Origin of the sequence: Olsenella phocaeensis, from assembly GCF_900120385.1 — a bacterium.
Lineage (GTDB): Bacteria > Actinomycetota > Coriobacteriia > Coriobacteriales > Atopobiaceae > Olsenella_I > Olsenella_I phocaeensis.
This window is the reverse complement of the sequence record NZ_LT635494.1, coordinates 1,083,106-1,094,862: the sequence shown is the minus strand read 5'-3', so window position 1 is coordinate 1,094,862 and position 11,757 is coordinate 1,083,106. Positions and strand designations below refer to the sequence as shown.

General features: G+C 67.4%; 10 protein-coding genes. 7 read left to right on the top strand and 3 right to left on the bottom strand.

Annotation, left to right across the window (positions count from 1 at the left end):
* The 7 genes from BQ7388_RS12285 to BQ7388_RS05205 all read left to right on the top strand — a co-directional run.
* A partial coding sequence (locus BQ7388_RS12285; protein WP_159430792.1) for an LPXTG cell wall anchor domain-containing protein occupies positions 1-268 on the top strand: 268 nt, incomplete at its 5' end.
* Between the two features lie 207 nt (positions 269-475).
* Complete coding sequence (gene leuS / locus BQ7388_RS05230; protein ID WP_072499923.1) at positions 476-3,049, top strand: leucine--tRNA ligase; 2,574 nt, start codon at positions 476-478, stop codon at positions 3,047-3,049.
* Between the two features lie 20 nt (positions 3,050-3,069).
* Positions 3,070-3,849, top strand: a complete 780-nt coding sequence (locus BQ7388_RS05225) for an acyltransferase family protein (RefSeq protein ID WP_083558274.1) — start codon at positions 3,070-3,072, stop codon at positions 3,847-3,849.
* On the top strand, positions 3,831-4,232 hold the full coding sequence (locus BQ7388_RS05220; protein ID WP_129583162.1) for a hypothetical protein: 402 nt from the start codon (positions 3,831-3,833) through the stop codon (positions 4,230-4,232). Before BQ7388_RS05225 ends, BQ7388_RS05220 begins: the two co-directional genes overlap by 19 nt.
* Before the next feature lie 426 nt (positions 4,233-4,658).
* Positions 4,659-4,907, top strand: coding sequence for an acyl carrier protein (locus tag BQ7388_RS05215; RefSeq protein ID WP_072499920.1), 249 nt, complete (start codon positions 4,659-4,661; stop codon positions 4,905-4,907).
* A 62-nt stretch (positions 4,908-4,969) separates the two neighbouring features.
* Positions 4,970-6,916 (top strand): CocE/NonD family hydrolase, encoded by a 1,947-nt coding sequence (locus BQ7388_RS05210; RefSeq protein WP_072499919.1) that lies wholly within the window; start codon positions 4,970-4,972, stop codon positions 6,914-6,916.
* 85 nt (positions 6,917-7,001) lie between these two features.
* Positions 7,002-7,868: an MBL fold metallo-hydrolase gene (locus tag BQ7388_RS05205; protein ID WP_072499918.1), complete on the top strand. Its 867-nt coding sequence runs from the start codon at positions 7,002-7,004 to the stop codon at positions 7,866-7,868.
* A gap of 440 nt (positions 7,869-8,308) precedes the next feature.
* On the opposite strand, the gene BQ7388_RS05200 is transcribed toward BQ7388_RS05205, so the two are convergent.
* The 3 genes from BQ7388_RS05200 to BQ7388_RS05190 are packed head-to-tail and all read right to left on the bottom strand — an operon-like array spanning position 8,309 to position 11,753.
* Positions 8,309-9,565 carry an MFS transporter gene (locus tag BQ7388_RS05200; protein ID WP_072499917.1) on the bottom strand — a complete coding sequence of 419 codons (1,257 nt, stop codon included), beginning with the start codon at positions 9,563-9,565 and terminating at the stop codon, positions 8,309-8,311.
* 11 nt (positions 9,566-9,576) lie between these two features.
* Entirely contained in the window at positions 9,577-10,701 is a 1,125-nt protein-coding gene (gene buk / locus BQ7388_RS05195) for a butyrate kinase (protein ID WP_072499916.1), read from the bottom strand.
* 53 nt (positions 10,702-10,754) lie between these two features.
* Positions 10,755-11,753 (bottom strand): phosphate acyltransferase, encoded by a 999-nt coding sequence (locus BQ7388_RS05190; RefSeq protein WP_072499915.1) that lies wholly within the window; start codon positions 11,751-11,753, stop codon positions 10,755-10,757.
* Positions 11,754-11,757: the final 4 nt, after the last annotated feature.

Here is an 11,757-nt window from a genome sequence, read left to right as displayed (position 1 = left end):
CCCCAACCCCAACCCCAACCCCAACCCCAACCCCAACCCCAAGCCCAAGCCCGATCCGACGCCCGACCCGACGCCGGACCCGGCTCCGCAGCCCGGACCGGTGCCCGCGCTCCCAGGGCATGTGGGGCACGTGGTCCGCAAGGTCCTCTCCAGGCTCCCCAAGACCGGGGACGACCTCTCTCCCGTCGCGTACGTGGCGGTCACAGGCCTTGCCGCCGCCTCGCTGCTCGTCGCGTTCCGCCTCCGTCGCAGGGACGACAAGGCCTAGGCGCCCCGTCAGGCCTCCTTACAAGGTGCCGAGTCCGAGGGGTCAGGCTGAGCCTGGCCCCTCTTCCTTGTCGGCTCGCCTGGCAGGCGCCACGGACGTGTGGCAGCGCAGTGACCGCACGTCCGCATCAGCGCCCTGCGCGAGACCGCGACGCGTTTCTCGCTATACTCCCCCATGTATGTCTTTTTGTGCCAAGGAAAGGAACTCATGGCTGAGAACAGCGGTGTCAGGCGCGAGACGGGCGACGTTCCCGCCTATGACGCCCAGAGGATAGAGACCAAGTGGCAGGCGCGCTGGGAGGAGGAGTCGCTCTACAAGACCGACGAGGACCCCTCCAAGCCCAAGAGGTACGTGCTCGAGATGTTCCCGTACCCCTCGGGCGACCTGCACATGGGCCACGCGCGCAACTACACCATCGGTGACGCCATGGCGCGCCAGGCCCGCATGCGCGGCTTCGATGTGCTGCACCCCATGGGCTTCGACGCCTTCGGCCTGCCCGCCGAGAACGCCGCCATCAAGCACAACACCCAGGCGAGCGAGTGGACCCACCAGAACATCGCCCAGGCAGTCAAGACCATGAAGCGCATGGGCTTTTCGTATGACTACGACCGCATGTTCAACACCTGCGACCCCGAGTACTACCGCTGGGGCCAGTGGATGTTCATCAAGATGTGGGAGAAGGGCCTGGCGTACCGCGCCACCTCGCCCGTCAACTGGTGTCCCCACTGCAAGACCGTGCTCGCCAACGAGCAGGTCGTGGACGGTCGCTGCTGGAGGTGCGGCTCGATTCCCGAGAAGCGCGAGCTCTCACAGTGGTACCTCAAGATCACCGACTACGCCCAGGAGCTCCTGGACGACCTCGACAAGCTGGAGGGCTGGCCCGAGAACGTCAAGGCCCAGCAGCGCAACTGGATCGGCCGCTCCGAGGGAGCCGAGATCGACTTCGTCCTGGCGGCCGAGGACGGCGTGACCCCCACCGACCGCAAGGTCACCGTCTTCACCACCCGCGCCGACACCCTCTTCGGCGTGAGCTTCTTCCTGCTGCCCCCGGAGTCGCCGCTGGCGGCCGAGCTCGTCGCCGGCAGCGAGCACGAGGCCGAGTTCCTGGAGCTCAAGGCCGCGACCGAGAAGGTCTCGAGCGTTGACCGTCAGGGCTCCGGCAGGGAGAAGCACGGCGTCTTCACCGGGCGCTACGTCATCAACCCCATCAACGGCCGCCCCGCGCCCATCTGGGTCGCCGACTACGTCCTCATGGACTATGGCACCGGCGCCGTCATGGGCGTCCCCTGCGGCGACCAGCGCGACTTCGACTTCGCCAAGAAGTACGGCCTCGAGATAGCCCCGATCATCTGCAAGAAGGACGACCCACTCTACGAGGAGCTCAAGGACGAGCGCGAGCTGCGCGTGCGCAGCGTGGACTGGGAGCACGCCATGGACGCCGAGGGCTACCTGGTGCAGTCCGGCGAGTTCACCGGCCTCAAGGGCGGCAAGCACTCCGAGGCCGTCGACGCCATCATCAAGTGGCTGGGCGAGAGGGGCGTGGGCCGCGAGAAGGTCCAGTTCCGCCTGCGCGACTGGCTCATCAGCCGTCAGCGCTACTGGGGCAACCCCATCCCCATGATCCACTGTGACGACTGCGGCGACGTTCCCGTGCCCGAGGAGGACCTGCCCGTCCTCCTGCCCGACAACCTCGACCTCGGTGCCGGCGAGACCTTGGCCGAGTACGCCCCCTTCTACGAGACGACCTGCCCGCGCTGCGGCAGGCCCGCCCGTCGCATCACCGACACGATGGACACCTTCACCTGCTCGAGCTGGTACTACCTGCGCTACTGCGACCCGCACAACGACCAGGCCCCCTTCTCGAAGGGGTCCGTTGACCGCTGGATGCCCGTCGACAACTACGTGGGCGGCATCGAGCACGCCATCCTGCACCTGCTCTACTCGCGCTTCTGGACCAAGGTCCTGCGCGACCTGGGCATGATAGACGTGGACGAGCCCTTCACCAACCTGCTCTGCCAGGGCATGGTCAAGGACGCCAACGGCGAGACCATGAGCAAGTCCAAGGGCAACGTCGTGCCGCCCTCCAGCGTGATCGAGCCCTACGGCGCCGACACCATGCGCCTGGCCATCCTCTTCGTGGCTCCCCCCGAGAAGGACTTCGACTGGGACGAGGAGGCCGTCGCCGGCGCGAACCGCTTCATCAAGCGCGCCTGGCGCGTGGTGTGGGGCCTCTCCCAGACCGCGGACGCTAGGGCAGGGCTCGACCTCTCCGGTCTGGACGCGGCCTCCGGGGAGCTCAACCGCTGCCTCAACGAGATGGGGCTGCGCTGCACCGCCGACTTCGACCGCGGGCAGTTCAACACCGCGATATCGGCCTGCATGGAGCTGGTCAACGCGGCGAGCAAGTACCTGAACGAGACCGAGCCCGCCGGCCGCGACGCGGCGGTCTGCTACCGCACGGCGCATGCCATCGTGACCATGCTGGCCCCCATCTGCCCGCACTGGGCGGAGGAGCTCTTCCACGAGGCGCTGGGCAGGGAGGGCTCCGTCTACGACGAGCCCTGGCCCGAGTTCGACCCCGAGCAGGCAAAGAGCGACAGCGTCGAGATCGCAGTGCAGGTCAAGGGCAAGATTCGTGCCCGCATCATGGTTCCTGCGTCTGCCGGCAAGGACGAGCTGGAGGCCGCGGCGCGCGAGGCGGTCGCAGACCAGATCGCGGGCAAGGACGTGAGGAAGGTCGTCGTCGTCCCCGGCAAGCTCGTGAACATCGTCGCGATCTAGTCGCGCGGCATCGGAAAGGCATGCGAAGTCGTCTGGGCGGGGCTCCGGTCTCGCCCAGACCCGTAAGCGTGGCAGCCCGCCGGAAAGCCACCAGAAGCCACCAAGGAGCTGACATGGAGGGGGAGACGACCGCCAGGAGCGACGCCGCGGGCACCAAGCTGCCCTGGGTAGACGTCGCCAAGGGCCTGGGCATCCTCCTCGTCGCCCTGGGCCACCTCACCAACGGCGACGGCCAGAGCGTCTGGCTGCCGGCCCTGGCCGAGCTCCACTACGACCTCTACCTCTTCCACATGCCGCTCTTCTTCTTCCTGGGAGGGGTGGTCCTGCGCCCCAGGGGGCGGGGGTTTGCGGGCTTCGCCCAAAGGCGCGCCCGGGGTCTTCTCGTCCCGTACTACGTCTTCTCGCTCTACTACCTCCTCAAGCCCGTTGCCCTCGCCCTGGCGCCCTCCCTCGGGGAGTCGCTCGCCGTCGAGGGCACCCAGGACCTCGCGACGTCGGCGTTCGACGTCCTGGTCATGGGAGAGGGACTCTGGTTCCTCTGGGCGTACTTCTGGGGTCAGCTCCTCGCCTTCCTGGTGCTCCGCGCCCTCGCCGGTCCGGACGACGAGGGGGCGGGCGAGAGGGGCCACGTCCTCGCCTGTGCCCTCGTCGGGGTCCTGCTCGTCCTCGCGTCCCAGCTCTGGTGGACCGTGGGTCCGNCAAGGCCTGCGTGCCGCGCTGGGCCCTCGTTCCGCTTGCGCTGGCCCTTGCGGTCGCGCTGGGCCTCGTCGCCCACCGCGTCATGCCCGATCTCTACGTGACCCAGGAGTACGTGGCGCTCTTCCCGGACGGGGAGAGCCCCGCTCTCTCCCTGGCCGTCCTGCAGGCGGCGCTCATGCTGCTCCTGGCGCTGGCGGGGACCCTTGCCGTGGCGTTCCTCTCGCTTGCCTTGGGAGAGTGCGGCCCCCTGCGGGAGCTGGGCCGCAGGAGTCTCGTGCTCTATGCGCTCTCGGCCCCGTCGATGAACCTCTGCAAGCTGCTGCTCTTCTCGCTTGCCGGCGTCGACCTCCACGACGCGCCGTTCGCAGCGCAGCTCGGTGTGGGTGCCCTCCTCGCCCTGGCCTCCGTCCTCGTCCTCGTCCCCGTTGAGCGGCTGATCCGGCGGCACCTGCCCTTCCTCCTGGGACGACGCCGCGAGCGGTAGCTGCCGCACTTCTCACCTGCGGGCGGCGCGGGCCTCGGCGCCCCCCAAGTCGCCCGCCCGCTGCGCACTCTGGAAATGGTTTGCGCGCCATTCTCCGCTGACCTGGCATTTTGCTGAGAGACGTGCAAATCAGATCTGAACTGCGCGCCCCGGGCGGGCCCACACCGCCCCGGGCAGGCCCACACCGCCCCGCTCCCGCCTCCGCCTCTCGACGACCGGCTCCCACCCCACCCCTCCTCGCGGCGTCGCATGCCCTGGCTCTGCACTCAAGCACAAATTGCCACCTTGCCTGCGCCCGTCCATTTGAGTCGGTCCACATTGCCGACCCCACGACGCGCGCGGATACTGAGCCTCGAACCAGAAGGCAGGCCCGCGGACGCTCGCGGGCGGGGGCGTGGACGCGTCCCCTCGACGAAGGGAGCAGCAATGGACGAGGATCGCCAGGAGGTCTGGGACGCGCTCACCACCCGTGCCGGCCAGCTCTTTGGCAAGGACCCCTCCGAGTTCATCGAGGACACCAGGTTCGAGGACCTTGGCATCAAGTCCGTGCAGGTGTCGCAGATCACCACATACATCGAGGACGAGCTCGACATCGAGGTGCCCTACATGAAGTTCCGCCGCTGTGCGACCTTTGGCGAGGCCACGGATTTCGTGTGCGAGCTGCTTGACGAGTAGCGCCAGCCGTTTTCCGTGCCGCGCAGCACGGACATTTCGTTCACGTTGAGAAAGAAGTGCCGATGCTTGACTACAAGATTCCCGAGCACTGGAAGGCCGTGACCGACAAGAAGGTCTCCGACCTCGTACAGGGCAGCGGCGAGGAGTACTCGGACGAGTGGCCCGTCTACTTTGACACGGACCGCGAGCGCTACCTCTACCTGAAGCCCGAGACCTTCAAGGGCGTCGAGATGATGACCGCCTACCTCGTGGCCCGCCAGCCCAACGACAACCAGGCCGAGGTCGACCTCTCCGCCTCCGACGACCCCATGGCGCGCATGGGCCAGGGCTTCTGCCCGCCCTTCAACCAGCGCGTCTACCAGGTCGCCCCAGGCGTCATCTGCATGCAGGACCAGGAAGTCGTCATGCGCGACGGCTGCAGGATCTATGCGGACATCTTCCGCCCCGGTGACCTGGACGAGGCTGGCAACGTGATCGAGGGAGCCAAGGTCCCGGCCATCGTGTCGTGGTCCTGGTTCGGTAAGCGCCCCGGCGACGGCATGAGTGAGTGGCAGATCATGGGCGTGCCTCCCATGACCGTCTCTAAGACCGCCAAGTTCGAGTCGCCCGACCCCCTCTACTGGTGCTACCAGGGCTATGCCGTGGCCAACGTCGACGTGCGCGGCGCCGGACACTCCGAGGGCTCGGTGCACATGTTCACCCACCAGGACCGCGAGGACGGCTACGACTTCGTTGAGTGGCTCGGCATCCAGCCCTGGTGCAACGGCAACGTCGGCATGTCCGGCAACTCCGGCGTGGCCATGCACCAGTGGGGCATCGCAGCCGAGTGCCCCCCGCACCTCAAGTGCATCGCCCCCTGGGAGTGCACCACCGACCTCTACCGTGAGTCCTTCTACGAGGGCGGCGTGCCCGCGCTCTCGTTCAACAAGTTCATCGCCGCTCAGGTGACGGGCCCCAACGGCGTTGACGACCAGGTGTCCATGGCGCAGATGTACCCCACCATGAACGAGTACTGGGAGGACAAGCGCGCCGACTTCAAGAAGATCAAGATTCCCGTCTACCAGACCGCCGGCTGGTCCCACTTCCACCTGCCTGGGTCCGTCAACGCCTGGCGTCGCTGCCGCTCCCACCTCAAGTGGCTCCGCGCCCACCGCGACTTCGAGTGGCCCGACACCTATGATCCCGACAACCTCGAGGACCTCAGGCGCTTCTACGACCGCTACCTGAAGGGCATCCACAACGGCTGGGAGATGACCCCGCGCGTGCGCCTGGACATCATGGACGCCTATGACGTGGACTACCAGGAGAAGCGCCCCGAGAAGGCCTGGCCCATCAAGCGCACCGAGTACAGGAACCTCTACCTCGACGCCAGCGCACATGTTGACTCCGCCGACGTGAGCCAGGACGGCGGCAGCAAGGAGACCTTCGCCGCCGGCTTCGACAAGCCCGAGGCGGAGGCCGTGGCCAAGTACGACGCCAACAGGGGCGAGCTCGACTTCGACTACGTCCTGCCCGAGGACATCGAGGTCACCGGCTACATGGACCTCCACCTGTTCGTGTCCTGCGAGGGCCATGACGACATGGACCTCTTCGTCAACGTGCAGAAGGCTGCCGCCGACGGCACGTGGGTGCCCTGGACGACGCTCGACGAGCCGCACCCCGGCGCCTGGGGCAAGTGCCGCGTCTCCCGTGCCATCGTGGACACCAAGCTCTCCAAGAAGCACAACCCCGTGTACACGATGAGGGACGAGCCGGCCAAGCTTGCCGAGGGCGAGGTCCGCGAGGTCGAGATCGCCATCGTCCCCACCGCCCGCGTCTATCACAAGGGCGAGCGCTTCCGCATCCAGGTCTCTGGCCGCTACATCCGCGAGGGCTGGTTCGAGCCCCTGGCCTGGGACCAGGAGAACCATGGCACGCACTGCGTCCACACCGGTGGCCAGCATGCCTCCTACCTGGAGCTTCCGGTCGTTCCCCCGAGGTACCAGGCGGGCGAGTACATCCATCGCTAGGTCCGGCTGGATATCGCTATAGGTAGTCTGAGCGTGGGGTGTCCGGGCTTCGGCCGGGCACCCCTCCCGCACAAAAGGAGGAAGCATGCCGCAGAGGGCGGAGTGGAAGGTGGCGCAGGTCAGGTCCTGCGTGTGGAGGCTCACCGACGTGGGAGGCAACCGCGCGTTCTTGGTGGTGGGCGACGATGCCGCGCTCCTCGTGGACGCCGGAGAGGGGCTGGGCGACCTCAGGGCGACCGTCGAGGGCATCTCGACGCTTCCGCTCACCGTCGTCCTGACACACCATCACCACGACCACGTGGGTTGCGCCTACCAGTTTCCGGAGGCTTGGATCTCAGAGGCCGACGATGGCCGTTGGGACCAGGAGAAGGCCTTCCACCTGCGCGTTCGCGAACAGCTCGTCGAGAAGCTCGACCTCTCCGAGGACTCCTGCTTCCCCGTGCTCTCTGGCAAGCGTCCGGCAACGAGGCGCCTCGTGGAGGGACAGGCCTTCGACCTGGGCGGCGTCACGGTGAGGGCGGTCGCGCTCCCGGGACACACCAGGGGAAGCATGGGCTTTCTCGTGGGGCAGGAACGGCTGTTCCTCTCGGGCGACGCCGTCACGCCGGTCATGACCCTCTTCTACGAGGACTCCACCTCCATCGACGAGTGGGAGGAGACCTTGCGCAAGATGCAGGGGATGGACGGCTGCGACAGGTGGGTGAACGCCCACTACGACAGGGAGTACTCCAAGGCAGACCTCTCCTCCTGGCTGGACGTCGCCGAGTTCTCCAAGACCGACCGAGGCTTCCGCTGGGAGAACGACTCCCTCGGCGAGCTCCGAGGCCAGCTCCACGTGATGAGCCCCATGGACATGGACCCCAGCTCGCCCGACTTCCGTGGCCTCATCGAGAAGCCCAAGCCTCGCAAGCCTCGGGGCGAGCGCCGACACCGGCACGGGTCTGCCGGATAGGGAGGGCGCTCGAGGGCGCCGCTAGCGAGGATTCCAAACGCGTTGTCGGAGCGAACCGAGAATGCGTCGACAACGTCCATCGCGCGTGAGCCAATTCCGACGGCGTCCATCGCGCGCGAGAGAGCGCCGACAGCGCCCATCGCGCGCGACTTCCGCCCGGCAACGTCCTACGCGCGCGAAAATGCGCCGACAACGTCCAACGCGTTTTTCTCCTCTCTGCTAACTGCGCAAACGCGGAGGCGAGAGACGCGTTGGACGCTTTCGAGAGAATTTGACACGCATTGAGCGCTTTCGTCGAAGAGCGGCGCGCGTTGGGCGCTCTCGCATAAGCGCGGCGCGCGTTTGACGCCGTCGAAAGTGGAGGCCTGACACATCGGACGCTTTCGAGAGAAATTGGCGCGCAGGCGGCGGAGCGGCAGGCCAGCCTTCGCTACCGATTCCTAGGCCGCGCTCCGATGTGCCAGGGCGAAGTTGGCAAGTGCGAGACAGGCCGCCATGCACGCGATCCCAAGGGCGAACATGAGGGGGAAGCCGCCGGCGGAGTCTACCACGAGGCCCCAGAACACGGCGGCCACGGCGCTCATGAGCGACCCGACCATGGAGACGCGGGAGTAGATGTTGGTGTAGTCCCTGGACCCGAAGACGGTACGGACCAAGAGTGGCGTTTCGACCGTGGTCATGGCATACACCACGCCAAAGAGGAAGGAGCCCACGAGCAGGAGGGCGAGGGCGCCCGGGAAGAGCCACATCACGAGCACGCCCAGGACGCCGGACAGGATGCCAAACGCGGTGCCGAGCCTGGCTGACCTGTCGTTGATGACGCCCAGGAGGACCTTGCCAATTGCCTGGCCAGCCATCGCGGCCGAGGCAACCACGCCCGAGGCGGCCGCCACGTCCCCCCCGATTGAGGAGGCGTAACTGGGAAGGAACTGGTAGATGGTCTGGTTCAGCGTGATGACACCACAGAAGGCGAGCAGCGCCACGAAGGCTGGGGTCCTCATGGCGTCGGTGGCCATGGCACCCCTCGACTCGGTGACGGTGGGCTCGCCCCCTGCTGCGGCCTCGCCCTCTGCGCCATAGGGGAGGAGCCCCATGTCCTCGGGCCTGCTGCGCACCACGAGGAGCGTGAAGGGGAGCGTACCCACGAGGGTTATGGCGGCGAAGACGAGGTATGCCGTGCGCCAGCCCTCGGCATCGGAGTTGATGAGGACCGTTCCAAGCGGGTTGAAGATCACCCCGCCGATGCCTGTGAACGCCATACAAAGGCCCACGAAGAAGCCGACCCTCCGCACGCACCAGGCGTTGACGAGGGCGGGCACGGCAAGGTAGATGAGGGGCGCCACGCCCACGCCGAGCACCGCGCCGCAGGGATAGAACTGCCACAGCTCCCGGCACATGGACATGCCGACGAGGCCGAGCCCGCAGAGCACGACGCTCGCCGACAGCACGACGCGGGCGTCGGATTTGGCCAGGACCCTGCCGGCAACGGGCAGGGTGAGCATCATGGCGACGTTCAGGATCGAGAAGTACAGGGTGAACGCCGACTTTGCCACGCCGAAGTAGGCCGAGACGGGCGTGAAGAAGATGCCTGCGCAGGAAAGCACGAGCGCACAGGGCAGGCAGGTGATGACGATGCACGAGAGAACGATCAGATGGGCGTAGTGGAAGGCGCCCCTCGTGGATATCTCCTTGGACATGCTCCTCCTCGCTAGGCTTCGACGTCGGCGGGGGCGGCCTCGAACGAGAAGCCCGCCCAGCTCGGCCGTCCGGTGTAGGTCATGACGGCCTCGCTGCCCTTGAGTGCGCGGACGGCTCCGGCGGCGGCACCCTCCATCTCGAAGTCGCCGGCATATACGGCCACGGGTGCGATCCAGCCCACGCGCTCCTTGACGTAGCTGGTGAAGGCCTCGTCGTGCGAGACGCCGCCGGTGAGCACGATGCCGTCGACCCTGCCCTCCAGGGCGACGGAGAACGCCCCGATGGCCTTCGCCGTCTGGTAGGCCATGGCCTCGAAGACCAGCTTCGCCCAGGCGTCGCCCGCCTCGATGCGACGGTCGATCTCGAGGGCGTCGTCGGTGCCCAAAAGGCCCTTCAGGCCGCCCGCCTTGCCGATCACGGCGTCGATCTCGCGCCTGTCGTGGCTACCAGAGAAGGCGAGGGCCACCACGGGCTTGGCGGGAACGTCGCCGGAGCGGTTCGGCGCGAAGGGGCCCGAGCCCTCGAGCACGTCGTTGGTGTCGATCATGCGGCCCTTCCGGTGCGCCGCCACTGAGAGTCCGCCTCCCACGTGGGTCACGATGACGTTGACCTCCTCGTAGCGCCTGCCCAGCGAGGCGGCAAAGCGGATGGCGCACTCCTTCTGGTTGAGGCAGTGCACGTGGCTCTTGCGGTAGATGCCGGGGTAGCCGGTGATCCTGGCGACGTCCTCGAGCTCGTCGGTGTCGGGCTGGTTCACGGCGAAGGCGGGCTTGCCGGTCCTGCGTGCGAAGTCGAAGAGGATGGGCGCGCCCAGGATGGCGGGGTGGTTCATGCCGCACGAGAGCACGTGGTCGCATACGTTCTGGTCGATGGCGAAGATGCCTCCCACGGTGGGGCCCATGCCCCCGCAGTAGCCCGAGAAGGCATCGATGGAGTCGAGCTGGATGCCCGCCTTCGCAAGCTCCGCCAGCACGGTGTCGATGCGGTACTGGAGCTGGTCCGCGGCGGCGTCGAAGCCTTGGAGCTCGACGGGGTCGTGGCGGACGTTTGCCTTCATGAGCGTCTGCTCGCCCTCGAAGACGGCGACCTTGGTGGAGGTCGATCCGGGCGAGAGGGTTAGGATGCGGTAGGGCACGATGCTTCCTTTCTCGTGATGGGCGTGGCGCCGCTTCCCGACGTCACGCGGGCCTAATCGGACGAGAGGACCAACATGGCGATGTCGCCGACCATCTCCTCGACCGTGGCCCCACGGGAGCTGTCGGCGACGGGGCGCCTGAAGCCGGAGAGGTTGTGGCCGAAGCCCTTGCCATGGGCGAAGAGCTGGATCAGCTTGACGGCGGTGTTGGCGGTGTTGAGGTCGGGGAAGACGAGCACGTTTGCCCTGCCGGCCACCTCGGACTCGCGGCTGACCTTCTTCGCGGCGGTGGCAGGCACGATGGCGGCGTCGAGTTGGAACTCGCCGTCCGCCTTGAGCTCCGGCCTGCGCTCGTGGACGAGCCTCAGGGCCTCGCGGATCCTCTCGACGCTGGGGCTCTCGCCCGACCCGTCGGTGGAGTAGCTGACGAAGGCGCAGCGGGGCTCCCAGCCCATGAGGGAGGACGTGGAGTCGCAGGCGGCTATGGCGATGGAGGCCAGCTCCTCTGCGCTGGGCTCGGGGTTGAGGCCGCAGTCGGCCAGGGCCATCACGTCCCCCTCGGGCCCCTCGAAGCCGGGGGTCTGGGTCAGCGCGACGATGGAGGGGACGTCGACGCCGTCCTGCAGGCCGATGATCATCTGAGCGGCCATGAGCACGTCGCCGGTGGTGTTGGTGTGGCCGCAGAAGGTGCAGTCCACGTCCCCGAGCTCCTCCATCATCATGGCGTAGTAGATCGGCCTCTTTATCTTGCGACGTGCCCCCTTGGCAGAGACCAGCCGCTCCCTCCCGGCGTCCATGTACCTCTTGGCCAGGGCTTCGGCTGCCTCGGCGTCCGAGCTGTCCACGATTCGCATGCCGTCCAGCGAGACGCCCGCCTCGGCGGCGCAGGACTCGATCACGTCGCGGGGGCTCACGAGGTACGGGGCGCCGATGCCCTCGTCGGCCACGCGGCGTGCCGCCCTGAGGGTGTTCGTGCTCTCGCACTCGGGCAGCGCGACGCGCCTTGGCGCCCGCTTCGCCTTCCCGACGAGCTCGTCGATCAGATTCTGCATGTGC

Coding starts and splice junctions, on each gene's coding strand:
- BQ7388_RS05220 (WP_129583162.1), top strand. CDS start 3,831: ATGCCCGATCTCTACGTGACCCAGGAGTACGTGGCGCTCTTCCCGGAC.
- leuS (WP_072499923.1), top strand. CDS start 476: ATGGCTGAGAACAGCGGTGTCAGGCGCGAGACGGGCGACGTTCCCGCC.
- BQ7388_RS05200 (WP_072499917.1), bottom strand. CDS start 9,565: ATGTCCAAGGAGATATCCACGAGGGGCGCCTTCCACTACGCCCATCTG.
- BQ7388_RS05205 (WP_072499918.1), top strand. CDS start 7,002: ATGCCGCAGAGGGCGGAGTGGAAGGTGGCGCAGGTCAGGTCCTGCGTG.
- BQ7388_RS05190 (WP_072499915.1), bottom strand. CDS start 11,753: ATGCAGAATCTGATCGACGAGCTCGTCGGGAAGGCGAAGCGGGCGCCA.
- BQ7388_RS05210 (WP_072499919.1), top strand. CDS start 4,970: ATGCTTGACTACAAGATTCCCGAGCACTGGAAGGCCGTGACCGACAAG.
- BQ7388_RS05215 (WP_072499920.1), top strand. CDS start 4,659: ATGGACGAGGATCGCCAGGAGGTCTGGGACGCGCTCACCACCCGTGCC.